The 25,888-nt window shown below is 58.7% G+C and carries 40 protein-coding genes; 24 read left to right on the top strand and 16 right to left on the bottom strand.

Annotation, left to right across the window (positions count from 1 at the left end; translation table 11 throughout):
• Positions 1-5 precede the first annotated feature (5 nt).
• The 15 genes from NCS28_RS04650 to NCS28_RS04580 form a co-directional block, all read right to left on the bottom strand.
• Positions 6-1,322: a DUF2213 domain-containing protein gene (locus tag NCS28_RS04650; RefSeq protein WP_250512689.1), complete on the bottom strand. Its 1,317-nt coding sequence runs from the start codon at positions 1,320-1,322 to the stop codon at positions 6-8.
• A gap of 1 nt (position 1,323) precedes the next feature.
• Positions 1,324-2,088, bottom strand: coding sequence for a phage head morphogenesis protein (locus NCS28_RS04645; protein WP_250512688.1), 765 nt, complete (start codon positions 2,086-2,088; stop codon positions 1,324-1,326).
• Complete coding sequence (locus NCS28_RS04640; protein WP_250512687.1) at positions 2,009-3,475, bottom strand: DUF1073 domain-containing protein; 1,467 nt, start codon at positions 3,473-3,475, stop codon at positions 2,009-2,011. Before NCS28_RS04640 ends, NCS28_RS04645 begins: the two co-directional genes overlap by 80 nt.
• A 6-nt stretch (positions 3,476-3,481) precedes the next feature.
• Positions 3,482-4,891 carry a PBSX family phage terminase large subunit gene (locus NCS28_RS04635; protein ID WP_250512686.1) on the bottom strand — a complete coding sequence of 470 codons (1,410 nt, stop codon included), beginning with the start codon at positions 4,889-4,891 and terminating at the stop codon, positions 3,482-3,484.
• A complete protein-coding gene (locus NCS28_RS04630) occupies positions 4,845-5,474 on the bottom strand; it encodes a hypothetical protein (RefSeq protein WP_250512685.1) in 630 nt (209 codons plus the stop codon). The genes NCS28_RS04635 and NCS28_RS04630 overlap by 47 nt, the downstream gene beginning before the upstream one ends.
• An 83-nt stretch (positions 5,475-5,557) precedes the next feature.
• A complete protein-coding gene (locus tag NCS28_RS04625) occupies positions 5,558-5,761 on the bottom strand; it encodes a hypothetical protein (protein ID WP_250512684.1) in 204 nt (67 codons plus the stop codon).
• Positions 5,762-5,766: 5 nt separating this feature from the next.
• Positions 5,767-6,123: a hypothetical protein gene (locus NCS28_RS04620; protein ID WP_250512683.1), complete on the bottom strand. Its 357-nt coding sequence runs from the start codon at positions 6,121-6,123 to the stop codon at positions 5,767-5,769.
• A gap of 118 nt (positions 6,124-6,241) precedes the next feature.
• Positions 6,242-6,712: a hypothetical protein gene (locus tag NCS28_RS04615; RefSeq protein WP_250512682.1), complete on the bottom strand. Its 471-nt coding sequence runs from the start codon at positions 6,710-6,712 to the stop codon at positions 6,242-6,244.
• Between the two features lie 148 nt (positions 6,713-6,860).
• Entirely contained in the window at positions 6,861-7,175 is a 315-nt protein-coding gene (locus NCS28_RS04610) for a hypothetical protein (RefSeq protein WP_250512681.1), read from the bottom strand.
• Positions 7,172-7,591: a recombination protein NinB gene (locus NCS28_RS04605; protein WP_250512680.1), complete on the bottom strand. Its 420-nt coding sequence runs from the start codon at positions 7,589-7,591 to the stop codon at positions 7,172-7,174. The genes NCS28_RS04610 and NCS28_RS04605 overlap by 4 nt, the downstream gene beginning before the upstream one ends.
• 82 nt (positions 7,592-7,673) lie before the next feature.
• Positions 7,674-8,255 carry a hypothetical protein gene (locus tag NCS28_RS04600; protein WP_250512679.1) on the bottom strand — a complete coding sequence of 194 codons (582 nt, stop codon included), beginning with the start codon at positions 8,253-8,255 and terminating at the stop codon, positions 7,674-7,676.
• 285 nt (positions 8,256-8,540) lie between these two features.
• The gene (locus NCS28_RS04595; RefSeq protein ID WP_250512678.1) at positions 8,541-9,155 is read right to left on the bottom strand and encodes a hypothetical protein; all 615 of its coding nucleotides are present in this window, start codon (positions 9,153-9,155) and stop codon (positions 8,541-8,543) included.
• Positions 9,142-9,987: a helix-turn-helix domain-containing protein gene (locus tag NCS28_RS04590; protein ID WP_250512677.1), complete on the bottom strand. Its 846-nt coding sequence runs from the start codon at positions 9,985-9,987 to the stop codon at positions 9,142-9,144. The genes NCS28_RS04595 and NCS28_RS04590 overlap by 14 nt, the downstream gene beginning before the upstream one ends.
• Before the next feature lie 23 nt (positions 9,988-10,010).
• Positions 10,011-10,316 (bottom strand): hypothetical protein, encoded by a 306-nt coding sequence (locus NCS28_RS04585; RefSeq protein WP_250512676.1) that lies wholly within the window; start codon positions 10,314-10,316, stop codon positions 10,011-10,013.
• Positions 10,317-10,401: 85 nt separating this feature from the next.
• Complete coding sequence (locus NCS28_RS04580) at positions 10,402-10,710, bottom strand: DNA-binding protein (RefSeq protein WP_250512675.1); 309 nt, start codon at positions 10,708-10,710, stop codon at positions 10,402-10,404.
• Positions 10,711-10,802: 92 nt separating this feature from the next.
• Here NCS28_RS04580 and NCS28_RS33175 point away from each other — a divergent pair, with 92 nt between their 5' ends.
• The 4 genes from NCS28_RS33175 to NCS28_RS04555 all read left to right on the top strand — a co-directional run bounded on the left by NCS28_RS33175 (position 10,803) and on the right by NCS28_RS04555 (position 13,331).
• Positions 10,803-12,101: an XRE family transcriptional regulator gene (locus NCS28_RS33175; protein ID WP_502801143.1), complete on the top strand. Its 1,299-nt coding sequence runs from the start codon at positions 10,803-10,805 to the stop codon at positions 12,099-12,101.
• Positions 12,102-12,397: 296 nt separating this feature from the next.
• The gene (locus NCS28_RS04565) at positions 12,398-12,580 is read left to right on the top strand and encodes a hypothetical protein (protein WP_250512673.1); all 183 of its coding nucleotides are present in this window, start codon (positions 12,398-12,400) and stop codon (positions 12,578-12,580) included.
• A complete protein-coding gene (locus NCS28_RS04560; protein WP_250512672.1) occupies positions 12,577-12,984 on the top strand; it encodes a type II toxin-antitoxin system death-on-curing family toxin in 408 nt (135 codons plus the stop codon). Before NCS28_RS04565 ends, NCS28_RS04560 begins: the two co-directional genes overlap by 4 nt.
• A gap of 89 nt (positions 12,985-13,073) precedes the next feature.
• Positions 13,074-13,331 carry a hypothetical protein gene (locus tag NCS28_RS04555; RefSeq protein WP_250512671.1) on the top strand — a complete coding sequence of 86 codons (258 nt, stop codon included), beginning with the start codon at positions 13,074-13,076 and terminating at the stop codon, positions 13,329-13,331.
• Here NCS28_RS04555 and NCS28_RS04550 read toward each other — a convergent pair.
• Complete coding sequence (locus NCS28_RS04550) at positions 13,324-13,542, bottom strand: hypothetical protein (RefSeq protein WP_250512670.1); 219 nt, start codon at positions 13,540-13,542, stop codon at positions 13,324-13,326. The genes NCS28_RS04555 and NCS28_RS04550 overlap by 8 nt on opposite strands.
• Positions 13,543-14,180: 638 nt before the next feature.
• On the opposite strand from NCS28_RS04550, the gene NCS28_RS04545 reads away from it, so the two are divergent.
• From NCS28_RS04545 to NCS28_RS04450, 20 genes are all read left to right on the top strand, one after another.
• Positions 14,181-14,483, top strand: coding sequence for a hypothetical protein (locus NCS28_RS04545; RefSeq protein ID WP_250512669.1), 303 nt, complete (start codon positions 14,181-14,183; stop codon positions 14,481-14,483).
• A gap of 313 nt (positions 14,484-14,796) precedes the next feature.
• Positions 14,797-15,684: a hypothetical protein gene (locus tag NCS28_RS04540; RefSeq protein WP_250512668.1), complete on the top strand. Its 888-nt coding sequence runs from the start codon at positions 14,797-14,799 to the stop codon at positions 15,682-15,684.
• On the top strand, positions 15,681-16,313 hold the full coding sequence (locus NCS28_RS04535; RefSeq protein WP_250512667.1) for a lambda exonuclease family protein: 633 nt from the start codon (positions 15,681-15,683) through the stop codon (positions 16,311-16,313). The genes NCS28_RS04540 and NCS28_RS04535 overlap by 4 nt, the downstream gene beginning before the upstream one ends.
• A 28-nt stretch (positions 16,314-16,341) precedes the next feature.
• Positions 16,342-16,488, top strand: coding sequence for a hypothetical protein (locus NCS28_RS04530; protein ID WP_250512666.1), 147 nt, complete (start codon positions 16,342-16,344; stop codon positions 16,486-16,488).
• A 122-nt stretch (positions 16,489-16,610) separates the two neighbouring features.
• The gene (locus NCS28_RS04525) at positions 16,611-17,030 is read left to right on the top strand and encodes a hypothetical protein (protein WP_250512665.1); all 420 of its coding nucleotides are present in this window, start codon (positions 16,611-16,613) and stop codon (positions 17,028-17,030) included.
• 71 nt (positions 17,031-17,101) lie between these two features.
• On the top strand, positions 17,102-17,620 hold the full coding sequence (locus NCS28_RS04520; protein WP_250512664.1) for a hypothetical protein: 519 nt from the start codon (positions 17,102-17,104) through the stop codon (positions 17,618-17,620).
• A gap of 42 nt (positions 17,621-17,662) precedes the next feature.
• Positions 17,663-18,277, top strand: a complete 615-nt coding sequence (locus NCS28_RS04515) for a hypothetical protein (RefSeq protein WP_250512663.1) — start codon at positions 17,663-17,665, stop codon at positions 18,275-18,277.
• Between the two features lie 25 nt (positions 18,278-18,302).
• Positions 18,303-18,632, top strand: coding sequence for a DUF2528 family protein (locus tag NCS28_RS04510; RefSeq protein WP_250512662.1), 330 nt, complete (start codon positions 18,303-18,305; stop codon positions 18,630-18,632).
• Complete coding sequence (locus NCS28_RS04505) at positions 18,629-18,898, top strand: hypothetical protein (protein WP_250512661.1); 270 nt, start codon at positions 18,629-18,631, stop codon at positions 18,896-18,898. Before NCS28_RS04510 ends, NCS28_RS04505 begins: the two co-directional genes overlap by 4 nt.
• A gap of 48 nt (positions 18,899-18,946) precedes the next feature.
• On the top strand, positions 18,947-19,219 hold the full coding sequence (locus NCS28_RS04500) for an XkdD/Y8K6 family phage-associated protein (protein ID WP_250512660.1): 273 nt from the start codon (positions 18,947-18,949) through the stop codon (positions 19,217-19,219).
• A gap of 178 nt (positions 19,220-19,397) precedes the next feature.
• Positions 19,398-20,384 (top strand): DNA cytosine methyltransferase, encoded by a 987-nt coding sequence (locus NCS28_RS04495; protein ID WP_250512659.1) that lies wholly within the window; start codon positions 19,398-19,400, stop codon positions 20,382-20,384.
• 44 nt (positions 20,385-20,428) lie between these two features.
• Positions 20,429-21,127, top strand: a complete 699-nt coding sequence (locus NCS28_RS04490; RefSeq protein WP_250512658.1) for a DNA-methyltransferase — start codon at positions 20,429-20,431, stop codon at positions 21,125-21,127.
• A 31-nt stretch (positions 21,128-21,158) separates the two neighbouring features.
• Complete coding sequence (locus NCS28_RS04485; RefSeq protein WP_250512657.1) at positions 21,159-21,947, top strand: hypothetical protein; 789 nt, start codon at positions 21,159-21,161, stop codon at positions 21,945-21,947.
• Positions 21,948-21,997: 50 nt separating this feature from the next.
• Positions 21,998-22,495, top strand: a complete 498-nt coding sequence (locus tag NCS28_RS04480; protein WP_250512656.1) for a hypothetical protein — start codon at positions 21,998-22,000, stop codon at positions 22,493-22,495.
• Positions 22,488-22,748: a hypothetical protein gene (locus tag NCS28_RS04475; RefSeq protein ID WP_250512655.1), complete on the top strand. Its 261-nt coding sequence runs from the start codon at positions 22,488-22,490 to the stop codon at positions 22,746-22,748. Before NCS28_RS04480 ends, NCS28_RS04475 begins: the two co-directional genes overlap by 8 nt.
• On the top strand, positions 22,745-23,041 hold the full coding sequence (locus tag NCS28_RS04470; RefSeq protein WP_250512654.1) for a hypothetical protein: 297 nt from the start codon (positions 22,745-22,747) through the stop codon (positions 23,039-23,041). The genes NCS28_RS04475 and NCS28_RS04470 overlap by 4 nt, the downstream gene beginning before the upstream one ends.
• The gene (locus NCS28_RS04465) at positions 23,038-23,250 is read left to right on the top strand and encodes a hypothetical protein (protein ID WP_250512653.1); all 213 of its coding nucleotides are present in this window, start codon (positions 23,038-23,040) and stop codon (positions 23,248-23,250) included. Before NCS28_RS04470 ends, NCS28_RS04465 begins: the two co-directional genes overlap by 4 nt.
• Positions 23,243-23,458, top strand: a complete 216-nt coding sequence (locus NCS28_RS04460) for a hypothetical protein (RefSeq protein WP_250512652.1) — start codon at positions 23,243-23,245, stop codon at positions 23,456-23,458. Before NCS28_RS04465 ends, NCS28_RS04460 begins: the two co-directional genes overlap by 8 nt.
• The gene (locus NCS28_RS04455; protein ID WP_250512651.1) at positions 23,455-24,051 is read left to right on the top strand and encodes a J domain-containing protein; all 597 of its coding nucleotides are present in this window, start codon (positions 23,455-23,457) and stop codon (positions 24,049-24,051) included. Before NCS28_RS04460 ends, NCS28_RS04455 begins: the two co-directional genes overlap by 4 nt.
• Positions 24,052-24,284: 233 nt before the next feature.
• Positions 24,285-25,274, top strand: coding sequence for a tyrosine-type recombinase/integrase (locus NCS28_RS04450; protein ID WP_250512650.1), 990 nt, complete (start codon positions 24,285-24,287; stop codon positions 25,272-25,274).
• The last annotated feature ends 614 nt before the right edge of the window (positions 25,275-25,888 follow it).

Raw genomic sequence — 25,888 nt, 5'->3', positions numbered from 1 at the left:
GCTCCTTATTTGGATTGGACCGAACCGGCCCACATTTTGTTGGCGTTTTCCTGCATCTTGCGAATCGAGTCGGTGACGCTCATCTTGCCCATTGGCTTGAGGTCGATAGTCGCGCCCTTGCCGCCGCCGGCGTTGTTCTTCGCGCGCATTGCTTCGGCCGCGCTCGTGAAGATTGCGTTGACGGCCATTGGCGGCATCTTGTCGAAATCTACGGTCGCGGTACCGACGAGAGGTGTGAGCACAGCCTTTCCGTCATCGGTCTTGTGCGCGGCGGCAAGGGCGCGACGCTGACATGCGCACAGATGCGCTGCCGTGTCCTTCGTGCTGGCCTTCGCCGAGTCGAACGTCGCGAGTTTGATGCCGGGCGCGAGAATTTCCGCGCGCGCCGGGATCAGGGCGGCGCTGTCGCCGGTGTAGATCAAGACGTCTTGATCGGAGAGCACGCCGTTCGACTGCGACTCCGCGCCCGCGATCGTTTCGTCGTCCGTCTTGCCTTCCTTCTCGGCCTTTTCCTTCTTCTCCCGAGCCTCTTTCTCTTCGGCCGTCTCTTCGTCGCCGGTCTTGCCTTTCTTCAGGGCCTGCACATCAGCGTCGAGCGTGGTGAGCTTTTGCAGGATCATAGAGAGAGCATCACCGGTCTTCTTTCGCTCGGCGGCTTCCTCGTCTTCCTTTTCCTTCTTCAGCCGCGCTTCCTTTTCGGCTTCCGTTTCGCCTTCGGCCTCGGCATCCTTGATAAACGCCTTCAGGCCATCCAGCCAGCTGGGCTTCTTGTCGGTGGTCGGCATAACCGTTTCCTCATCTCCGATTTCGCAGCGCGGACCGCATCGGCCGCGGGGAACCAACGCCACGTGGTTGACTAAAATTCCGCGCTGAACCCCGCGGCCGGGTGATACCTGTTGATAGTCGGCGTCGTAGCCAAGACTGACTTGCTCGACGCCGTGCTTGAGAACAGCATCGATGCCAACTCGCCGCTTGATCAGCAGATCGGCGAGGACCAGATCGGAGTCGATGCCGCTTCCGCGCCTAATGTTCATCATCAACCCGACCTCAAGCTCATCGACGTTGTCGGGATTCACGAAGTCCGGCGGGTGTGCAACGGTGACCGACTTGCCTTCGCAGCTGGCCAGCGTGTCTGGATGAAAAACCTCATCGGCGTCACGCGTGATGTGAATCAAGCCATCGGGGCCCGGTGCTATCGGAACCTCTCCCGGCGCGTACGTCATGTCGCCAGTCCGCGCGACAGGCACGTCTTTGCAGACGAGATACCCCTCCGGCGTCATAGAGCGTTTCGGCCCGAGCTGCTGTGTGGCGTAGAACTTCATGTCATAGATCCGGGATTACAGGCTCCGGGTAGCACCGGCAGTTATAGATTTGCCCCGCATGCGTGACCGTGCCGTCAGAAAGCCGTGGCGGTGTATCCCACCGCACGTACTTACCTTCCATCTCTTTGTGTGAGTGACGCACGTCAGAATCCTTTGACGTCCGCCAGATGTAGCCATCGCTGCCGATGTGCAGGGCGCGCGCTTCGGTCAGTTTCGACGCGGTGCGTGCGACTTCCGTGCGTGCGATCAAATTTGCGCGGTTCATCGACACTTCGCCAGACCGCACAATCTCCTTCGCGATTTCCTTAGCGCGCGTTCCATCCTCGATGCCCGCGAGCGTGAGCTCATGTACGCGCTTAGCAGCGTCGAGAGGCAAGCTCTTGATGAGCGTGACCTGTTCCGCTAGCAACTGCTGCATGAGAGCGCCGGTCGGCGCCGTGCGAATTTCCTCGCGTAGCGCCCGCGAAATGTCATTCGCGTGAGAGAACCACGCCTGCTCGTCTCGGTGATTGACCTCGCCGAGCATCTTCGAAGCGGTAGCCGTCGCCCAAGGAATCAGGATCTCGGCGTACTTCGCGAGCATGTCCGTGACCGTCGGCACGGCTTCAGGATCGCCGGGTGGAAATCCATCGATGATCGCGCCGACTTGCTGCGCCACCTTGCGCAACTGGCCGGCGTACGTCAGTTCAACCCGCCGCGTTTTGACCGGATCCCGGTTCCGATTGCGCTTGCGCTCCCGGTCCGCCGTTCTGGTTTTCATCAGCATTGGGCAGTTCCAAGACGGGAGGAGGATCGTTCTCAGCTTCCGCGATCATCTCGTCGGTAATGTTGCTGAAGATTCCAGTTGCATGGCTCGACGCGCGCAACTCCTTCATGGCCGTCGCGCGGTCGATCGCTTGCATGTCGTAGGCCTTGCCGACTGCATCAGCGACCGTGTTCGCCACGGTCGATTTCTCGACATCCGACATCTGTTCAAGTGAGCGGAACTCGAACGTCATGCCTTCGGGCGGATCAATGCCAAGCTCGCTGCGCCACTGCACCTCGAGCAGGGTGTCGAAGGGACTACGAAGCCGCCGCTCCTGCTGCTGCTTGATGTTGTCGTGGTACATCGCGAGGTCGGACTCGCCGGTCGCGTTCAGGCCGGCAGGTGACTGCCCGAACAGGCGAACCAACGGAATCTGCAGCGCGCCAGACAACTGCTGCCCGAACTGCAACAGTACGTTGTCGAGCCCGGAAAACGTGAACTGGTGCGAATCGAATTCGTCTTCGGCATCGATCAGCGTTAGCCCTTCATTGGACTGAAACCGCCGTATGAAGTCCACGTTGCGCAGCAGAGCGCGCTCCGCAGGGCCGCCAGCAGCGAGAACGCTGCGAAGATCCTTGACCTTCAGCGTGCGAAGGTGAGCCTTGTAGACGAGCTGAGCAATGCCTTGCGTTGTGCTGTCGAATGCCACTAGCCGGTCGTAAAGCCGCTCGATGACCGACTGTCCCCAGCCCTGTTCGCTGAAGCGCTGCTGATACGGAAGGTCAACGCCATCGAAGCGCAGCACGCGCGAGTAATGAATGACCTTGCCATCCAGCGGCGTCTGGCTCGTTTGGACCGTGTAGTTCATCGGCTCGCCGAAGTGCGGCCCGAATTCGGCTACCTTCTGGGTGAGCGACGGTTGACACATCCAACGATCGAGCACGTACAGGCCCTTGAACTGGTCCTTTCCGACCGTCTCTGGGCGCAGCGGCGTGGCCATGTTCTGCCCGTCAATGAGCATCACAGCGATCGCGCCACCGTAAAGACGACCCCACTTCGCAGTGTCAGTCGTCTTATCCCACACGCCAAGACGTTGGAACGCTTTGTAGACACGCTCCTTATCATCGGGCTGAACGGTGTCTCCGACTATCTCTATGCCGGCGCGAGTCATGTCCTCGGCAACGACGTCGACCGCCTGCCCGACGATCCATGACGAGCGATACATCGCCTCAAGCTTGATGCGATTGCGGCTGATGAAGTCAAACTGATACGTCGAGTTGCTCGACTGATTGTCCGTGCCTACACCAACGCGCGCGGCGAAGTTAGCGAAGCTGTCTCCGGCCTGCGCGCGTGTGCCAGCAGCCGCCGGCTGTTTGCTCGCGGTGGAATTTGCTCGCTTTCGTGTCATCTCTGTTTAGTCGGCTAGGCTGGCCCACACGTCAAGAGCGCGCGCACCGGGCGCGAAGCACATAACGAAGGCGTCAGCGAGGTTTGGCGAGGCGATCTCGCGCTTTGCCAGATCCTTTTTGCTCTCGACCTTCACTCGTCCGTTCTGGTCATAGTCGCGCTTCGGCGTCGACAATTCATCAATCAGCCGCTCAAGGTGAGGCGTGTCACTGGAAATGCAGATGAGCTGATCATCGGCAAATTTCTCACCTCTACGCACAGCGTTGAATGTGTTCCTGAATCGGTCCGCGAGCATCCACCAGGCTTGCGCCTTGATGTTCGAGAACATGTCCTTGTTAGTGATGTGCGGCTGATACTTCCGATCAGGTTCCCAGACCTCACCGCCAGCATTGAACTTGGCGTAGTGCACGTCGTTGGTTTCGCCTTGCTCGCGACGTGTCTCGTTGATCTCGCCGAACTTGGAACCGCAGCCAGCGCCGACTCCGATTGAGTCATAGGTGATAGAAGCGCCTCGCTCGGCAGCGGATGCGTATGTGCGCGAGCAGCTTTTCAGCAATTCATCCTCGCCGGCCTTCCACTCATCAATCCAACTGACAATCGAGCCGTGCGCATAGACGTTTGCGCACTTATCAGCTCCGCTGTCCGCGACGTCGAAGCCGATTCGTTTTGCGCCTGATGCTTCAATCCCTAGCGCGAGATGAGCATCGACGGAGGCCATGATCCACGAACGCTTGATGATCGAATCATCATCGTCGTCTCGCGGCACACCTAGATAGATATGCTCGTAGGTCGGGTAATCCTCTTCCTTCGCCGCTTCAATGATCTCCAGCATCGTGTTGGAGAGAAACGGGTTGTCAACGTAATTGATCTGCTTGACGACAGTGCGCGGCGGCGGATTCGTCACAAACCGCTTGTAGACGAAGTCCGTCGCCAGCCTGGGATTGAAGATGATCCAGAACTGCGAACCGGACTTACGCAGCGTCGGATTCAGGATTTCCCACTGCTCCTCAGTGAGGTTGTGGGCTTCTTCGATCCAGCAGATGTCGATGCCTTCCAGCGACTTGATTTCATCGATGGAGCGCCACAAGCCGTAAAACAGGAACTCGCTGCCGGTCGCGCGGTTGATGATCTTGTCGCGCTGGACGTCGAACCGGCTTGAAAGCCCGAACCGCTCAATCTGAATCTTCAGCAGCGAATAGACGGACTCAGCGATCTTGTTTTGGAACTGCCGAGCGCATAGGAAGCGGATCGTGAAGCTATTAGCTAGGAAAATTGCGAAGCCTGCCGCATCCCAAGACTTGGACGATGCCCGGCCTCCATGCAACACGCGGTTGCGCGCCGGTTGCTTCCAGAATTGGCGGAGCGCCGGGTTAAGCGTCGCCTTCCTCGACATCTCCATAGAAATGATCCAGCCCAACTGGCGCTTCGTTACCACCGCCTTCCGCGGCCGCATTGATTCCGTACGCCTCGCGCTCCAGTCCTACCAGCGTCTTGACCGTATCGGACAGCGCCTTCATGTTCGACACGCGACCGGACATCGAGATCACCTTCTGATAAAGGTCGTTCCGCTTGTCCTGCCCCTTCTCATCCGGCGAGCGGAGAATTTCGCCTAGCTGTTCGAACAGTTCCGTGTTGCCGGTCACTGATTCAAGCTCAGCCAGCAGCGCCATCGCGAGATTGCGAGAGCGCGCAATGTCCTTGCGGTGCGCCAGTCGAATACCGGCGATGACTTCCGCATTAGCATCGATGATTGCCAGATCGGAAACGGAGGTTTCCATGGCAACTGACTTGGCAACTTCGCGCTTGGCAACCAGCGCCTCAGCCTTATCCTGTATGCGTTTGCTCAGATCGCGGACCCAGCCTTCTGCCTTCGCTCGCTTCTGAATTGCGGTATGCGAGATACCTTGGGATGCCGCGATTTCCCGCACCGATAACAGACCGGCCCGGTAGTCGCCTTCGATACGCTCCCAGTCCGGCGCGGCCTTTTTTTGCTGCGCCATGATTCATTCTCTAAAGAAAGCGCCCGCTGACACGAGGAGACGTCGCGGGCGCGAACCCCACATCTGAGGTGGATGAGACAGGATTACTTGAACTCGGCCTTGATCCGATTGAACAGCATGACGATCTCTGCGTCCGCGTGCGCACCGAAACGGACGAGGCGCCCGAACAATTCCTCCATGAGTTCATGTCCGGGATGGTGGTGTCGGTGCGGTGGAGGAGCGCAGACTTGCGGCTCCTCAGTCACGGTGCCGGAAATGGCCTTGAGCGGCCGATAGGTTTCCGGCATGACCGTTACTCCGGCGTTACGTTCGCGCTGAGCGACGCGAGCGGAACATACGTGGCGCTCGACGGCTCGCCACCAGCGGGCTGACCCGGATCGGTCGGGACTTCGTTGCCGTCGACAAAACTGGTCGTCACTGCGTCGCCAAGAGGAACGCCGGCGGTATCGAGCAGCTGAGCGCTCGCCGTGAAGGTGCCATCGGCCAGACCCGCGAAGGTTGCCGAGTCACCGTTGACGTCTTGCGTCTGGACCACAGCACCGTTCGTGTCCGTGATCGTGAAGCGCGTCGCGCCAGACGCGAGGCCAGTCGGCGACGGGATCGGATCGCCGCCAGCCGTGACGGTAAGCTCGACTTTGTAGGTGGTCATGATCAGCTCCAGAAAAAGAAAAAGCCCGCTCAGTGGCGGGCTTCGTTATGAGACGACTTTGCCTCCCATGTGGGAAGCAAAGCTCACGCGCTAGGCGGATTCAGTCATCTGCGCGTGATTATATGAACGATTCCAATCGTTTACAAGCATCTGTTCGAAAAATTTTCACAAAATCTGCCGCCTTGATCCGAGCGACGCTTTGGTTAAGTGACTTCTCCGCCTCGGCAAGGATCAGATCGAACTGGCGGCCGCGCAATACGGCGCCGTGCGATTTGCGCATACGCGTCTGCACCTGCTCCGGCGACATCCGCCACACGTAGGTGTATTTCAGCACCCACTTGTGCACGTGATTGGGCATCGCCGCCCATGCTGCCTCGACCAACCATCCGTCTTGCTCCTCCGGACGTATGACGACCGGAATGCTCGACGCATCACGAAGCGCAACGTATAGCCGCGCCCACTGCGCGCACACGCCCTCCTGAAACTTCGGCATGCGCACTGTGCGGCCCCAGTTGTCAAAACGCTGCTCGGTCGTTTCAAATTTCATATCGTTCCCGTGTCGTATTGCGCGCAGCGGCGCGATTTCCAATCGTCCTTCCAATGCTTTGTGCGATCACGCTTACAGGCCACGTAGCTGACGTCGAAGAGGCGCTGCTCGATGAAGTGAATGCAGCCGCGGCACGTGCGCGCCTCGCGTTCCTCGATGATGACTGCCGGGTCTCGATAGTCTCCGCGCCTCAATTGATCACCTCCAGCATGCCCTTTTCCATCAGCGCGACGTAGGTCTTGGCGATAACCTCGTTCTCGAACGCGCGCCGCTCGTTCTTGGTCATCTTGCCGCCCTGGTCGAGCGCCTCATGGCACGTGACACACAGCGCGGCGATGCGCGCGTCACTCGCCTTGATTGCCCCACCCTTGCCGTAGTTGCCGTGCGCGGCCTGAGTAGACAGCTCCAGCCCGCAGTTCACGCACGGCAGCGCGGCCACCGCGCGCCGAAGCTTCTCGCTGCGGAACGTGTGAGGCTTTGGAATTCCGATGAGGCGCGCAGTCATCGATCAAACTCCACGCCGAGATCGCCGGATCCATAGGCCTGCACTTGCTCGATGAACTCTGAGAACTCGCCCACGGACATCTGCGTCGTCGACTTACGCCGGGTCACGATCTCTCCATCGGGAAGCACCAGCTCGTCGAGCACGCCGAATTTGCGCGCGAAGAACTCGTGCCATGCGTCCTTATCGAACTGGCGCCCGTCGACCCACGCCTTCTCGGAGATCTGCTTCAGAATGCCGCCCCAGTAGAAGCGGTTCTGCTGCACGTTGCGCTGCTTCTCTTCGGCAGTGACGATCACCCGAAGCGGCTCGCCGCGGTCTGCGTACGCGCCGCAGTTTGCCTTCAGAAAGGCGACGAGGTGATGCCCGACGCCTGGCGTGTGCATCAGGAATTCGCGATAGAGGATCGGCGTCGTCATTCCGTCACCTGCACAGGTTTTACCCAATCGCGCCGCTTGACACCCATCACCGCGAAGTACGCGTCGAAGTTGTCGGGGAGCATTACGCGGCCTCCTGCACGTAGATTCGGCTCTGATACCGGCCCTTGCTTGGCTTCGGCGTCTCTTGACCCATGACCTGCGCCATTGCGACGGCAAACACGTTGCCGATCCGCTTCCCTTCTTTGATGCGCTTGTTGACGTAGCGAGTGCGGTTGTATTCCTGCTTCGTCTTGGCGCTCGGACGCTCAGCATCTGGCAAGTTTCCGAGCCCGTAGACGGCGATGTAGCAGCCGCCCGGACGGCTGCGGCGCCAATCCTGAATGTGGATTTTTTCGGCCTTCTTCGCATCGGCGATAAGATCGCTAGCGTGCTTGAGCGTGCAGGCGTACTTGTTCGAGATGTCGCGCGAGCTGAAGGTGTAGCCTCGCTCCATCTCGGCGAGAACCATCTTCAGAATCACTGACTTTGCACGCCAGTTCATTTCCGGACGCGGTCCGAGCTTGAGCACCCACACGCGCGTCAGGACTGCCCGCTCGCTGCGTCCCGGCAAAAGATCGATGCATTCCTTGATCAGTCGCTCGCTAGACCACAGGTCGCGGACGATTTTTTCCTCGGCTTTCGACCACACTTTTCCGCCCGCCATTTCATCTGCTCCTCGTAAGACACTCAATCGCATCGGCCACCGTCTCAACCACGTACGCTTCGCCGCGCCAGTTCCCGAACCACACCGCCTCGTCGTCCGTCAGCTTTCTCGCGCTAGGCGGCTTGGCGCCATCCTTCACTTCCAGCACCAGGGTTCTTCCTTGGAAGCCGACCAACAGATCGGGGCATCCCTGCCCTACCCCGTGGATCGGCGTCACACTCGCGCCAAACTTTCGCAGCGCGGCCACAATTTCAGGCTGGTTGGCGTCGATCTTTGCCGCGCGCCTCACTTGTTGCCCCCGATGCGCTTGATGACCTGCTCGGCCATCGCAAACGCCTTATTCGACTGCTCCTGAAGCAGCGGCGTCACGGTATCGACCGATTCATAGTTCGGCAGCAGATTCCGCGCAAAGTCATGAGTGATGCGCCCTTTCTCGACCGCTGCTGCGATGACCGGCTGGCGCCCGTCTTTGTCGTGACCTAGCGAGACAGTCCACTTCGCCGCGATGCGCTTCTCGCGCGCTTCGCCAAGAAGGCGCAGATACGATTCTTTGAACGCCATGCGGGCCGCCACCATCTCGCCTTGGTCGATAAGCGGTTGCGCAATCCAGAACGCGGCCGACATCTCCTGCGTCCACACGACAGACGTTGCCTCGTCGAACGGCAGAACAGCCCACGCTTCCTCAGCACCGGGCCGACCGTCATCAATGCGTGTGACGATCTCTGCGAGCGTCAGGCGACCTTTCAACTCACGGCGGCACTTCGAAAGCGCGACCATCACAGCACGCTCGTCGTATTCGGCGAGATCCATCAAAAGCAACTTCGCCGCGGCTTCGCTCAGGTTCGTACCGCAAAGTTCGGCCGTTGCGGCCAATGCTTGAATCAGGTCAACGGCCGCCATTTGCTACCTCCGCTTGTTCGATGAGTCGGGACCACATATCGCCCGAGCTTTGGAGCCGGTCAGCCTCACGCGCCTGCGTTTCAGTGACGCGGGTACTTGTCGCCCACTCCGTGCGCAGCTTCTCGGCGTCCTTCACCATTGCGCCAGTGCTGTGCATCGTTTGAACGTAGAACCGGTTGTTGTGCGCGACGTAGAAGGCGGCAACTGCCGGCGCTTCTGTCGCGCCAAGGCGCTTCACAAAGCTGGCCATTTGCGCGTTCACGGTCGCGTTGCGAACCGGCTTGGTTTTGTAACGACGCTCGTATGCGTTCGAGTAGGCGTTCCATGTTTCGCCGCTCAAGCTCGTCACCTTTTTTTCGTCGCCGTCGATGGGTGCATCAGCACCCTCGTCGGAACGGTTTTGTTTTATGGGTGGTTTAAAGGATGGATTAGAGGATGGATTGGGTGCACGTGGTGCACCCCGTTCTGGAACGACGTGCACCCCGTCTTGGAATGAGGTGCACCCCGTGACGGAACCACGTGCACCCCGTGACTTACGAGGTGCACCAGATGCACCCCGTTTTTCTTCCTGCGGCATAGCCAAGTCGTAGCAAACCGGACGACGATCGCCGCGCTCGATGTATGCCTCTACGATCGCTTGATTACCGCGCACGATCACGCCTAACTCCTCCATTTCGGAGAGCTTGTTGCGCACGGCGCGCTCCGACAGCCCCGTTTGCCGAACCAATGTTTCAGCAGACGGGAAAGCAGCTTTTCCATGGACGTCGGCGTAATTCGCAAGCACCAGCAACACGTGGCGCGCGGTCGGGTTTTGAACGACGTCTTGATCCATCGCCCATGACATTGCTTGAACACTCACGCGGACACCTTCGGCAGCCCGAGAAGTTCTTGGCTCTTGCCGGTTGCGACGTCGCGCCGCGTGCCGCGCTTCTGGAGCAGACTTGCATCCAAAAGCGAGCGGACACGACCGCAGACGCTCGAGAGTTTTAGATTGGTGCGCGCCGAGATTTCCTCGCGCGTGAGAAGTGTTTCCTGACCGACGAAGCAGTCCATCACCATTTTCTGGGTATGGCACAGCTGCTTTACGGTCAAGGAGTGAAACGACGCGTGCTGGGTCTCAGCGACGCGCCGGCCCGACCTTGGGCTGTAGAAGTCTTCCATGGGACGTCCCCCGTTAGGACAACGAAATCGAACAAAAGCGGTCTCAACGAGAAACGGCTTGTGTTTGAGTTCTTCCCTGTTCTGCTTACCGCCCTGATCGGCCGCACTCACCCATGTTCATCCGCGCACATCGGCAGTTCGATCCGATGACGTTGCCACGCGCGAGGTAATCCATGTACTCGATCGTCGTTACAACAAGGCCGAGCGACGTAAGCAACGCCGCCACCTTCTCGGCAGGAATACCCGTCGATCCTGCACACACCTTCTCGACCATCTCGACACCCCAGCCAACTGCCTCTGCAACTTCATGTTTCCGCCGCTTGTCGACCCGCGCTTGAATCAGGCGCTCGACGATAATTGACGATCCATCAGACTGCGATTCCTGACCGTTCACTTGCTTTCTCCCCGATTCCATATGCGCAGAATGCGCAGGAACTGTTTGGTTAATAAAGTTGGCTCACTTCTTCGCGAGTGAGACCAACAACAATGAAACTGACGCAAAAACGAGTTCGAAAGATGATGTCAAACCGCCGCCGACTTGCCCCCGATAAAATCGGCATCCTTGACAACTCCCGCCTCCCTGATGAAACCCCAATCGACGTCGGAACAGAGATGTTCGGCAAGCACCTGACGACTGGTGACCCGCTCAATTTCGACGCACTTGTTGGGAGGAACGGGCCGCTCGCCAGTGCACCACTGCTGGACCGTGGGCGGCTTGACTCCGACCGCACGCGCGAGAGCAGACTTGCTTCCAAGAATGGCGCAAGCACGAAGGACGGAATTTTTGATGGACTCGTTCATGCAGATGATTCTAGGCAAAGCCTAAACGACAGTCAAGGCATTGCCGAAAATAATCGCGATGGGTATATACAGGCAATGCCTAAAGAACCCAAACACATCGGCGACCGCCTCCGAGACGAGATGGCGCGCCGCAACCTCACGCATGCCGAGATAGCCGACCTGTTCGGCGTTAAAGCCCCTTCTGTATACGATTGGGTAAACTACGGGCGGATCGCCAAGAAGCACATCCCAAAACTGGTCGAAGAGTTCGGTCACTCCGCTGACTGGTGGATAACCGGCGATGAAGGGGCAAATTCTGCCGCTGTTCTCTCGATGGGCGGTTCCGGCCTGGCTGATAGGATTAAGTCTGTAATTGACGACGCTGGCGGAAACATCTCGAGGGTGGCAGCCGCCGCCCAAACCACTGACGAGGTAGTTGCCGGATGGCTTTCAGGAAAGTCTACCCAGATCAGCGTCGACCACGCGGTCGGTTTGCAAGAAGCATTTGGGGTCAACTCGGTTTGGCTCCTGTTGGGAAAGGGGTCTCGAACTACCGCTGTTAGGCACAATGATCCGTACGACCCTATCCCTATAACTAAATGGAGAGCAATTCCGGTGGTAGGACGGGCACAACTGGGCGATAACGGACACTGGGCCGACATGGAGTACCCTGTGGGCCACGGAGACGGGTACATCGATTTCCCGACCAAAGATCCGGATGCATACGCATTGAAGTGCGAGGGTGATTCGATGCGACCTCGTATCAAAGACGGGGAATTTGTGGTGATTGAGCCGAATCAGGAGATCCAACCTGGCGATGAGGTCCTCGTCAAATCCAAAGATGGCCGCGTCATGGTCAAGGAGTTTCTCTATAAGCGAGCGGCTCGCACCCACCTCATCTCAGCAAACGACGCACACAAACCGATCACTTTGCAGGATGACGAGATCGAAAAGATGCATTTCGTCCGCGCAATCTGCCGACCGTCGAGCTGGCGGCCCGAGTGACGCCACTCCCAGCCGCATGGTGACTCGAGAGCAGAAGTTTGTTGAGGCAGCGCGGCGCTGCCTGTGATTGCCGAGAGCGGTAATAAGTGTACGAATCGTTCAGGATTGAAACGTGCTCTCTCGCCTATACCTATTGAGCAGGCATTAGCAGTCCACAGCTGGACTGTTAAGGGCCGCTAGTCTCCGGTGAATGTGGGGCAGCCAGCATAAATTGTTTCAGTTGTGCAATGCCCTAAACTTTGCCCGTAGAATACCGTCAATTAGGAAACGCTAAAGCAACCCGAAGGAGAGCCCAAATGATCCGCCAAGGCAAGACCGGGACCATCCACGGTATCGAAGTCAAAGCTCGGTCCCATCGCCAGCAACCCACCGTCGAGATTAACACGCGCACGTCTGAAGGCCGCCGAAAGGTCATTGACGCAGCAAAGTTCGTCTTGGAGCAGCATCATGACGTCTTCAGGGCGCTCGCGTTCCGATGAATCTAGACTGCGACCTGGTAATCGTCATTCACGACGTTATTTTGAGTGAGGAACCAGGAGTACCAGGGGTCAACAGAAGCGCGCTCGAGGGCGCGCTTTCTCGTATCGAAGCCAAGCGGTACTACGATCAGCTCGACGACGTGTTCGAGATCGCGGGCATGTATGCCGAAGCTATCGCGCGCGGCCACGCGTTCACAGACGCGAACAAGCGCACCGCGCTCATGGCTGCCCTCGTGTATCTGGCGCTGGAACTATTTCTAGTACCGCGCACCCTGGCGCTCGAAGAAATTATGGTCGATGTGGCAGAAGGCCGCTTGGGATACGCCGACTTGGCCAACATTTTCGCTTCGCTCGCCGAGAAGATCGATCCAGCGCAAGTGTCTAACGATGGCTCTCCCGAGTGACTTTCCAGGCTTTCGTCCACAAACCCGCTTCGGCGGGTTTTTTGTTAGCAGGCACTTAAGATGGGCGCTTCCCTGCCGATATTTTTGGCATGGAACCCAGAGACACCCTCGCCAGCTCTTACGAGTTGCGGCTCGTCGATCAAGACCTCGCGCACCTGCGCGCAGTGCTGGCGACGATCATCACAGAACAAAACCGCGTCCTCCCTCTTCCCTACTGGCGCGGCCGCATCGAGCGCATCGCGAGCAGCAACCGTCTGCTGCCGTCGCAAGCCAGCGTAGCCGCGTCCCTCCTAGCCGAAATCGAGTCGGCGCCCGAACTCTCGCCGCGGTACGCCAAGGCTAGCTGAGCGCTTCCCCGCGTTTCCCACGCCTGGCGAACCCTTCCCGCCACAGCGTCGCACCCACCGACGTCAGCAGCGCGATGTCGTCATCGTCGAGCCGTTCCCACGCATCGGCCAGCCATCCAGCGAACCCGGCGACGGTCCCATCGATCGGTACATCCGCCCTTCCCTCCACATTCAGTCTTTCGAAAATAGTAATCACGTCGAGTGGGGTCATGACGTCCTCCAGTTGTTCCAGCCAGTCTGCCGCGAATTTCACTCGAAATTATTTTAGGCTTTGCCTTGACATGCTCCTAGGCTTTGCCTAATATGCCTACATGCGCTGAACGAACGGCGCAACGCCAGAAGCGGCGACGCTCTTTAACAAGTCGGAAGAGATAGAACAGGCCGATTGCTCGATGTGAGCGGCTAGGCCCAGGGCTCAACCCGTTACCCCTGACACAAGATCGACGGCTATTCGCGAAACGCCTGGCTGCCAGATGCAGTTATAGAACGTCTAGCGAATTGATCAACCACTCACGGGCCCGGAGCCGATTCGATCGGGAGTAGCCGGGCCGTGCGTGACAGTGGATTGATGAATGTCCGTTCGGGGAGCGGTCATTTCTTAGTCCATTGTGATAAGTACTGCTGAAAGCAGGTTTCACTAAAGCGCCCACGTTGAGGACGCTTCATTGAGACGTGAGGTGACCAAGTGAATTTACGTGACCAAGGATTCCGCCTGCTCGTATGTCCGTCGCGCAAGACAGCCGAGTGGCATCACCCGAGCGCAGTCGACTGTCTGCTGGTGGCGGGCTGGACGGACTGCACCGATATGAACGACGCGCAATTCCACGAATTTATGGGAGTGGCAACAGCATGAGCATCGCACAAGCCAGTCGTCTCTACGACTTCATGACTGATCTAGCCGCCGCTCGGCAAGAGCGCGCCGATCTGGAATTCGAGGACGCGAAAGAAGCCGCGGCGCGCGAGGTCACGTTCGACGACGTGATCGAGGAACTGACGGACCTCGACTCGCGTAAGAAAGCGTATCTGATGCATGCGCTCGACAAGGATCGCACGCACTTCGCTTACCAGCTAGAAGGCGTCTTCACGGATGCAATCGAGAAGATTGCGAAGCGTCGCGCGTGGGAACAAATTAGCAAACCGAGGGGGCGTTAATGCGAACCGCAACAGAGCAAGAACTTAACGATGCAAGCGTGTTCGCTGCATACCTCACGATTTGCCTTGGAGCCATCTTCTCTGTCGGCGTGATCGCGACGTTCCTTTCGTAGGGGATCGACATGTTCTCGCGTGACCTGAAAGACTTCACATGCCGAACGCCCCGCTCCATCAGCGAGGCGTTCGGGCCTTACTCGACGCAAAAACTCTCTGCGCCTCGGCGTAAAGCGCGATTCGCGCCGATTGTCTGGATGCTCGTGTATGGCGTGATGATCGCGCTAATTTGGTACGGCTGCATTTTATCGAGGTCAGTATGAGTAACGACATTGTGGAAGTGCGTAGCCATTCGGCACCAATCTCTGTTCAAGACACCCTCCAGACCGCGCGCACCATTCAAACGGTGATGCACTCGGTGATGAAGCAAGACGTTCACTACGGTGTCATTCCGGGCTGCAAACAGCCCAGTCTGTACAAAGCAGGGTCCGAAGCGCTTCTCTCAACCTTCCGCATTGCGGTTGAGCCTATCGTCGAAGAGTTCATCAGCCGTGACGAGCGCAACCGCATCCGCGAAATTCGCTATCGGGTGAAATGCGTCGGCCGTCACATCGGGACGGGGAATGAAGTCGGGTATGGCGTCGGCGAATGCTCTACAGGCGAAGACAAATACGCGTGGCGCCGCGCTGTTTGTCAAGAGGAGTTCGACGCCGCAGACGAAGCTGATCGCCGTGTGAAGTGGAGTAAGTGGCAGAACAAGGTCCAACAGACGCAGCAGATTCGCGTCTCTCCGGCCGACATGGCCAATACGGTTCTCAAAATGGCAAAGAAGCGCGCACAGATTGATCTGACGCTAACCGCGCTAGGATGCTCGGACATCTTTGCTCAAGACCTTGAAGACCTTGACGAGACGATCCGCGAGCAATTTGCTGATGCAGGGCCGGTGACAGACTCAGCGCTCGCTCAGAAGTGGATCGAGAAGGCGAACGATTCGACCACAGCGGAAGCGCTAAAGTTGGTATGGACTGAAGGCGTGAAGGTGTTCAAGGCGTCGAAAGACATGCCAGCATATAACGCGTTCAAGGCCTCTGTCGAAGCGAAAGGAAAGTCGTTCACTGCTGCACAAGAACCAACGGCACGTGAGCCGGGTAAAGACGACGACTTCTCCGATGAGTTTGCAGCAACTCTGGAAAAGGAAAGGCAATGATCGTCATCGAATGCCAACAAGGCAGCGAAGCGTGGCACGCCGCTCGGGTCGGCGTGATCACTGCAAGCAAGTTTCGCGACGCATGCGACAAGACCCAGAAAGGCGCGATGACTGCTAAGGCGACGCTCTACGCGGCTCAGGTAGCGATCGAGCGAATCAGCAAGCAGCCTTGTGACGAGACCTTTGTGTCATGGCAGATGAAACGCGGCACAGAGATGGAGCCGTCCGCACGTATGGAATACGAAGCTCTGACGAGCAACTTCGCTTCAGAGTCAGGAATCGTTCTCACCGACGACCGTCTTTTCGGTTACTCGACAGACGGCTTCATCGGCGATGACGGTCTCATCGAGATCAAGAGTTTGGCGAGCGCTGAGAAGATCGTCTCAATGTGGCGCGACGGCGATCTGAGCGAGTACGTGCATCAGATCCAAGGTGGGCTCTGGATCACAGGTCGAAAGTGGGCTGATTTTGTCATGTACTGCCCGCAGCTCGAATCCATCGGAAAGCAGATATATCACGTCCGCGTGGAGCGCGACGAAACGTTTATTGAGAAGCTCGAGACCGATCTTATCGACTTCGAACGAATCGTCAGCGAAAACGAACAAATTCTGAGGCGTAAGGCAGCCTGAACTATTTAGACTATAAAAGCTCACCATCATGATGACATTAACCGTAGTAGTCCTCTCTTTGTTGATGATCGGCGGCGGTGCAATCGCTCTTATTCGTGGCGCTGCAAACGAGATTGATCGCATGGCCGAAATCGAAGAAGCGCAGCTGCGCATCGACTGGCCGCTTTCAGCCTGAAACGGTTCCACTGAGGTACGGAACGCCGCGGCGAGATCTAGGCGTGACAGGTCGGAGAGACGGCCGCCAAATTCACAACCCGCCGCGCGACGGATTCGCGTAAATCACGAGGAGCAACACAAATGAAGAAGGCAATTCTGGCAGTCGCGGTTCTCGCAGCATTCGTTGGTCACGCACAAGCGGCTGATTCGTTCGGCGTCAGCGGCGGTTTCGGTTCGTCGGTGTCGCTGTCGGGCGGTTCGATGGCGCAAACCACGTCGAACTCGACGGATTATTCGCATCAGGAGTCGAACAGCGCAGCCACCGGCTATGCCGCAGGCGGCACGGCGATCGGCGCGGGCGCTGCCGGATCGTATGCCTACAACGGCATCGGCGCAATCGGCGCGGGCGGTTCGTTCTCGGGCGCTGTCGGTGGCTCGAACACGGTTGCGAATTCGGGCGGTTACACGAGCGGCAGCGCGACTGGCCAAACGGGTGCCGGCGCTGGTGTCGATTATTCGAGCTACGGCTACACGAATCTCAACGGCTCGTTCGCGTACTAAGCCCACAAACGAAGAGGCCCCGAGTGCCTAGGAACACCCGGGGCCTGACTCCACACGAGGAAGGAGCCGCCATGAATAAATTCACGACCGCGTTAATCGTAACACTTCTGGGGATCGGCCATGCGCATGCGCAGAGCACGTCCGAAGCGAATCAGACTAGTTCTTCGCAGTCGGTCGCTCAGGGTTCCATCCAATTTAGTCAGACGCCGGAGCACACAACCCAGACGGTTCGTAATGTTTCCGCGCCGATTCTCGGTGCTTATGCAGCGAGCTTTTCGCAGTTCAACTGCGGCCAGACGACGCAAGGTGGATTTGCTGTTGCCGGGTTTAGCGGTGCTTTCGGTTCCAGCAAAGACCAGCGGTCATGTGTGCTGGAAGTCGCTGCCGCTGAAATGACGCGCCAGTCCACCGTCGATGCCGAACACGCAGCCGCCCTGCGCGCCGCAGCGATCGGCATCCGCTGCCAGATCAGCGAGGAAATCTACCAGGCGATGCGCGACGCCGGCTTCGAGTGCAAGCGCAAGCCGAAGGAACTCATCTCGCGTCAAGACTCGCAACCAGAGTCGACGCGCATTGCATCTGGTAACTGAACGAGGACTTGAAAAATGGGAACGCGAAATCTGACGTGCGTCGTGCTGAACGGCGAATACAAAGTGGCTCAATACGGTCAGTGGGACGGCTATCCGGATGGACAAGGCCTTACGGCTCTCACGTTCCTTCGTGACACGATGGACAAGCCGCGCTTTATGTCGTCGCTCGAACAGACATTTCAGCCGACTCGCGAGCAGATCGATCAGTGGTATCGCGATGCGGGTGCGGATGACGAAGCGATCGAGACAGGATGGATCAGTATGGGAGTCTCGGAAAACTTCAAGCTGCACCACCCGAGCATGAGCCGCGATACTGGCGCAAAAATCCTTTCGATGATTCAGAGCGCGAATGGCGCTGTTCCTCTTCGAATCGACGCCGACTCTGCTGGCGATTCTCTGTCATGCGAATGGGTCTGGCTGGCTGATTTCGATAAGGGCACGTTCGAGGCCTTCAAGGGATTCAACACATCACCGCTTCCCGAAGGCGAAAGATTCGCGTCGTTCCCGCTGCATCCCGGTGGCCACACGTTTAAGGATAACGGCGGCGAGCCGTATCGATACCACCAGTGCAAGTTCGTTGCATCGTGGCCGCTCGATGCCCTTCCGACCGATGACGACTTCCTTGCGGCGTTCAAGTCGAATGACGGCGAAGAGTGACTATCAAGGCAACCGGAGAGAAGCAGTGAAGAAGCGCTACCACCTTACCTACGCCAGCGCCGCCGAAATGGTCCTTGAGATCGACCACGCAGTCTTCACCGATGCCCAGTTCAAGGAATGCAGCGACTTCTGGGCCGACAAGCCGAACTTCGACGAGTGGCTGAAGATGGTCTATCTGATCGCCCTGCGCGAGAGCATCGCGTCGTGGAGTGGGACGCGAAGCCTGCGCGAAGGTCGCGAAGAAGGCTTCCCGAAGATGGACGGCAGCGCGGGCATCGCGATCATCAGCTTCGACGACTTCGAGTTCGACGACTTCGAAATCGACTTGCGCGAGGCAACCGGAGAGAAAGCATGAGCGACTTTCTCGACTACCTCGACCGCTACAAGCAGCCGCACATCATTTGCCCGCATTGCCGCCACCAGATGACCGACGACGAGATGGGCGCAAACCACTACGCGGAAGGCAGCGACGGCGACGACCTGTGGGCGCTCGCGCCCGAAGAACGCCGAACTAAGGTCGTCTGCCCCTCGGTACTGTGCGGCGAGCCGTTCTATGTGCAAGGCGGCTACACGCCGACGTACACGACTGCGGCGACCGAAGACGAGATCGACTCGTTCTGACGCCAGACACCCCCGGCTCTGCGCCGGATAACGATTAAAGAGGACAGCATGAGCACGAAGCACACTCGCGGCCCGTGGACCAACCACGGGCGCATTGCGCAGCCCGGTCTGCCACATTCAGCAGTCGCCGCTAATACGTTGCTCGCGCGTGTCTACTCGGAAGCGTTCGGCGATAGCGAGCAGGAAACGGCGAATGCCAACCTGATCGCCGCAGCGCCTGAGTTGCTCGAAGCGCTTCAAGCGGTCGTCTCTGTCGCGGACCGAGCAACCGTCGAGTTCGACATGGCCCGCGCCGCAATTGCAAAAGCCACCGGCCAATGATCCGCCTATCCCACCCATACCTCGCGCTGCTCGAAGCCCTAGACCGCCTAGGCCGCGCGAAGAAAGCCACTGACGCCCTCATCCACGCCGCTTGCGTGGCCTTCGTGGAAGTGCTCTCGCACATAACCGGGCAGAGAGTCAGCGTCATTGTCGGGAATGCTGTTATTGCGAGAACAACGTGCCCCGAGTCTATTACAACGAGATAAACAAACACGCCGCGCAATGGCTGCGCAACCTGATAACCGCCGGGCGCATCGCGCCTGGCGACGTCGACGAAAGGAGCATTGAGGATGTTCGACCTGACGACCTCCGAGGATACGACCAGTGTCATTTCTTCGCCGGAATCGGCGTCTGGTCGTATGCCCTTCGGCTCGCCGGATGGCCTGATGACCGACCTGTTTGGACCGGTTCCTGTCCGTGCCAACCTTTCAGCGCGGCAGGCAAAGGACTTGGGTTTGATGATGAGCGGCACCTTTGGCCCGCTTGGGCATGGCTCATCGGCGAGCGCCGACCTCCAACGATCCTTGGAGAGCAGGTTGCGAGCAAAGACGTCGAACCTTGGATCGACCTTGTTCAAGCTGACTTGGAAGCAATGGGTTACGCCCTCGGGTGTGTCCCGTTCCCGTCTGCGGGCGTCGGTGCTCCGCACATCCGCGATCGGTCGTTCTTCGTGGCCTACACCAACAGCGTGCGAGGCAGGCGGAACACCAGAGCAGTTCATCGCGCGAAAGCTGAAGTCGATCGCGAAGGGATCGAAGATGGGCGCGAGCCTGACGGACCTCGGTCTGGTCGCGAAGCTGGCGAACTGGCCGACGCCGACATCGGCACTCGCGGACAAGGGTGTGCGCTCGACGGAAGGCGGTATCCGCGAGGCGATGCGCTTGCACGGTCCCGATCTGGCGGCGATGGCTTGCCTGACGGCTTCGAACGTATCGAGCCAGCCGGCCCGACTAACGGCTTCTGGCGAGATGCTGACTGGCTGCTCTGCCGCGACGAAAAGTGGCGGCCAGTTGAACCCGGCTCATTCCCGCTGGTTGATGGGGCTTCCTCCCGAGTGGGACGCCTGCGCGCCTACGGCAACGCGATCAACGCGCACCAAGCTGCCGCGTTCATCCAAGCGGCTGACGAAGTGATTGCCGAAACACCTATTGCGAGAGAGAAATGAGCGACTGGCTCAATAAGGTACACGCGGGAGATTGCCGACAGGTAATGAGCACGTGGCCTGCAGCGTTCGCGGACGCGTGCATCACGGATCCGCCCTACGGCGACACGAGTCTTGCATGGGATAGGCGCTGCGAAGGCTGGCTCGTGCAGGTCGCGCGCGTGTTGAAGCCTTCCGCGGCGATCTGGGTATTCGGCAGCATGCGCTTCATCGCCGGCATGTTTGACGAGATGGAGTCGTACGGTTTCAAGTACGCGCAGGACATCGTGTGGGAAAAGCAAAACGGCTCGGGCTTCCATGCCGACCGCTTCCGCCGTGTGCATGAGCATGCCGTCCAGTTCTACCGCGGTGCGTGGAGCGAGATCTACAAGGAGCCGCAGTTCACGAACGACGCGCGTGCGAAGACTGTGCGCCGCAAAACGCGCCCGACGCACACCGGCCACATCGAAGCCGGTCACTACGTCAGCGAGGACGGCGGCCCGCGACTGGTGCGCAGCGTGATCGACATCGCGAACGAGCACGGCCGCGCCCTGCATCCGACCCAGAAGCCGCTCGGCATCCTCGCGCCGCTGATCGCGTATTCGGTGCCGCCCGGCGGGATCGTGGTCGATCCATTCCTCGGCAGCGGATCGACGGCCATCGCAGCGCGCCAGCTCGGGCGGCAGTTCGTCGGTTGCGAGCTAAACCCGGATTACGTCGGCCTGCTCGACGAACGATCGCGGCAAGTTGATTTGTTGACCGCCTAACGCCCTCGCAGCGACAACGATGATTGAGGAAATGATGACCACACTCAACGATTTGAACGGATACCTCGACGACGAGGCTTACACGGTGCGCGTCGGCGAATTGCGCGCACTTCTCGCCACCCCCGCCCCTCTCTCAGATGAACCGGTGGCGGAAGAAAAATTGATGGAAGTTGCCAACCGAGTTGCATCGGAATTCCGCGAACTCGCGGCCAAGCTTCCGCCTGACGTTCTAGCTAACTTATTTGCCGCCAATCCGAGCGACAAGCAAGAGGCGGTGGCGGAGATCGTTCGATACGAGACGCTCACGGGTCACACTGCGTGGGACATCAAGATTCGAGACAAGTCGCTCAAACACGGCACTTTGCTCTACGCCGCCCCTCTCGCCCAGTCCGCAGAGCAATCCGGTGTAGTGGACGATTTGCGGATGCTCGTTCAGCGATTAGTCCACGCGCTCAACAAAGCCTCGCCGGACAACGATCTAGGCGCTAAGGCACTGGACTACTTGGTGCGCAAAGGGCTTACCGGGTCGATCCTGCGTGATGACAAGTCCGCAGAGCAAGACCACGCAGCATTGATCGCTGAAACGCTTCACTACCCGGACCATTGGGATACGGCCGCGTACTCAGACGTATGGGCTGCTCTGCAAGAAGTGATGCACTCGTTCCAGTGCAGCGAGTGCCGTACCCCTAACGAGTCCGCAGAGCAAGACAGGATTGATGCGGTCGTGTTGATCGCGACGAAACACATCAGCGATCCAGCTATTCGTTTGCAGACGGACAAAGAGATCCGATCGATTCTTGCCAAGGGAGCGAGCAAATGACTAATTGGCCGTGGGAACCTGAAGAGCCAACCACTAAGATGCTTCGACAAATGGCCTATGAACTGAAACTAGTTCCGCAAGGCGAAGTTGTGTGCGTTCAGTTTCTCGAAATACTGCGCGCTCAATACAAGGCCGCACGGAGCGCCGCCCTCGAATCCCGCGTATTGGCGGAGAGGAAGCAAGAGCCTGCCGGGTGGCAGCACAGCAAAACCCTCTGCTTGTATGAAACTGAGGAAGAAGTGCCGCTCGCTGATGGCGACGAATGGGCTGTTCCGCTATTCACCCACCCCGCGCCGGATGATGCAAGCCAGTCAGATCGGAAGCACTGGAACCCGGTCTACAACACCGATCCGATGCAGCGCGCGTGCGGCGATCTGCCGGAAGGCTGGCAAATCGAGATCGGCCTAGAGCGCAACGCAGGATGGGTGGACCTGCGCAGTCCGGAAGGCGCGCTGGTTACGTTCGATGACGACGCCGACAAATTCGACTGGAAGATCCACAAGGCCATCGACCGAGCAAGGCAATCCGGGGAGGAAGGGAATGAATAGTCGGACCGAGTTTGCTAAGGCTCTTCTGGCTTACGGCGGCGAGACGATGGCGCAGGCAAGCTTCCATCGGATGGAGCACAAGTTCGGAGAGGTAATGCGCATCTACGACGAACACCTTCGCGAGATCGAACGCCAAGCGTTGGAACGGGCTGCCGAGGCGTGCGAACGCGTGCGCTCTGTAAGCGCAGTTAGCTACGAGACCGGTACTGCATGTGCCAACGCCATCCGCGCACTTATGAAGGAAGGCAAATGACTAGCCGAGAACGATTCGAAGCGTGGATCGATAGCCAGCCGCGCACGATGTTGTTAGCTAGTTTCGCCGTCTGGCAAGCAGCCGAGCGCCAGGCGCTGGAGCGGGCGGCGCAGATATGCGACGAAGTGTCCACCGACCGATGGAATTTGTACAAGGGCCGCGCACCGTACACCGGATCTGAGGAAGGCCGCGCCAGTGACTATGTTCAAGGCGAGTCGGACGGCGCAGAAACCTGTGCTCACGCGATCCGCGCCCTTCTCGACGCGCAGAGCAAAGATACGGAGGGAGCGTGAGCGAATGGCAGCCGATTGAAACTGCGCCGGAGGGCGAGGATGTGATGACGAAGATCGACGATTCTTTCGGCCCTCGCAACGAGCAGTCACTCAAGCGCCGGGGTCACCTGTGGTGGTGTCCGGACGACTCAATGTACGTCTATTACACGCCGACGCACTGGAAACCGATGCAAACCGCGCAGAGCGGAGAGGAGAAGCGGGATGGCTGACTTTGAAATCAGGAAAGGTGGAATGGTGCTGGCAGCGACGTCGGGGCCGAAGGATGTCGCATATCGCGATGCCGTTCACTACTACTGGCAGTACGTCGAAGAAGCGACCGAGGAAGAGCCTGTCGAACTGGTGGAACTGCACGTTCTGATGACGACAGACGCGCGTCAAGCGTGGGCTGTGGCGAGCAAAGAGGAGAAATCGAATTGAGCGAAACGACAGCTTACCCACTTCAATGGCCCGAAGGCCGGCCTCGCACCGCGCCGCACCGGCGAGGCCGCGCCGCGTTCAACGCGACATTCGCGGTCGCGCGCGACAACCTCATTGCCGAGGTTCGCCGGCTCGGCGGTATGAATCTCGTGATCTCGACAAATATTCCGCTGCGCCAGGACGGTTTGCCATACGCGAGCTATCGCAAACTAGAGGACGAAGGCGTGGCCGCTTACTTCACTCTCGATGGAAAACAGATGTGCTTTGCATGCGACCGCTGGGACAAGGTCGAGCACAACATGCACGCGATCGTAAAGACGATCGACGCTCTCCGCGGAATAGCTAGATGGGGGACGGGGGACATGATGGCCGCAGCCTTTACTGGCTTCGCTGCCCTGCCGGCACCCGGTGCCTCGCGAACGTGGCGCGAGGTGCTAGGAGTGGCGGCGCACGTCCGTGACATGGCAGTGATCAGCGCCGAGTATCGCCGTCGAGCAGCAGTTCATCATCCGGACCGTCTAGGCGGATCGCACGCGGCCATGACTGAGTTGAACGCAGCGCTGGCAGAGGCTGAGAAAGAACTGAAGGATTGAAGTGACCAGCAACATCGAAGAATTCATGCGCGTGACGCGCGCGTATCTGGAGAGCCAGACATGGGAATCGCATCCGGAAAGCGAGTGACCGCCAAGGAAGCTGCCGAGATACTCGGCGTGCCGGCGCACCTGATCAGCCGGCTCGACGTCGAAGGCCAGTTCATTCAACGCTTCAAACTCACGCGCAAGACGCACGTTTACGACCTGCAATCGCTCTACGTCTACCTCGAATCATGCCAATCGAAACCATTACAAAAAACGGCCGCAAGCGCTACCGGTGGACGTTCAATCGGATCATCAAGGGCGAACGTATCCGCCAAACCAAGCTTCTCCCTCATGGAGTTTCTTCCGCAGAGGCAGACGGTTTAGCCAGGCGATGGGAAGCCGAGATCTATGCGATCGCGAACGGCGAGCGCCGCGCGACGGTAACGATCGGCGACTGTGTGCGCAAGCACGTCGCCGATAAAAAGGATGGTTGGAAGGATGCGGTGAAGCGAATCCGTATTCTTCAGAAATGGAGCGCCGAGTATGCCGATCAGGACGCGCTCGATCTCCACGACTGGTCAATTCGCTTCGTCGGATATATGCGCGCCGCAAAGGATCATCGCGGCATGCCGAAACGCCCGCTGACAGATGCTTCTATTCGCAACACGCTCGCCTACCTGCGCGCGGCGATCAAATACGCCCACAAGGTCGGCATGCTGTCCGAGGATCAAACCGCGCGCATCGCCATGCCGTCTGTGAGCAACGAGCGCCACCACTACCCGCAGCGGCGCGAGATGCTGCTGATCGCGCGGGCATGCAAGCACCGAGAGGTGCGCGCCGGAATCCGCATCGCGTTCTATTCCGGCATGCGCAAGTCGGAGATCCTGCGCGCCAAGGTGACAAAGAAGGGCTTCGTGCTGACGGACACGAAGAACGGGAAACCGCGTATCGTGCCGATCCACCCGCGCATCGCCGTGCTCGCGCGCCGCGTGCGCTTCACAGTCAATGCAAACGTGTTCGGGAATCACTTCGAGGCCGCGCGCGGCGCCGCCGGTTTCCCAACGACGCATTTCCATGACTTGCGCCACGCGGCTGCGTCGGAGATGATCAACGCAGGCGTCGACCTCTTCACCGTAGGTGGCGTGCTCGGGCATCTATCGATCGTTTCGACGAAGCGCTACAGCCATCTCGTCACCGAGAAACTGACGACGGCGATCGAGAAGATAGGAGGCAGATAGGGGTGTGCATTTTTCTGCCAACCTATCGTCATCCACTGTTTTTATATACAGTATCGCGCCGCCCGCAGAGCCTTATATTTCCGTCGGAGCCTTGCTCAACCACTGTTCGTATACACAGTGGGTTAGGACTTAAAATCCGCCGCCTCACGGCTTGCCGGTTCGAGTCCGGTCCCCGGCACCAAGTGGTTTGCAAGCGATGTGACACTCAGGTTTTATCGAAGGCCCCGGCAGCGTAACGCTCTCGGGGCTTTTTGTTTTGCGAGCGACGGTAAAGCTCGACTGTTGACTGCCGAGGCTTTTGTGGGGCATCGCGAGATACGCCCGAATTAATCTTCCCACAGGCACTTCACGTCCATCAGCTATAGCGCGCTCCGTAACGCATGCTGCGGTAATCGATAGCCCGGTTCAAACCCGCCGCCGGCCAGAACCGAGATTCAGAATTCGTCCGTCCCTGCCGCTTAGAAACGTATTTCTGCTCGCAAAACGAATCTTTCTCCCCGAGGATTTCTCGGACTCAAACAATCCGCAGTCCTCCGATTTTTTCACATTCAGCTTGAGTTGAATTGACCTATGTTTACCAAGCATAGCCAAGCTGTGTTTTCTCATTAAGGCTG

This window comes from Caballeronia sp. INDeC2 (assembly GCF_023631325.1).
In the GTDB taxonomy this organism is placed as follows: domain Bacteria; phylum Pseudomonadota; class Gammaproteobacteria; order Burkholderiales; family Burkholderiaceae; genus Caballeronia.
The sequence above is the reverse complement of the archived record's forward strand: the minus strand, read 5'-3'. Positions and strand labels throughout refer to the sequence as shown.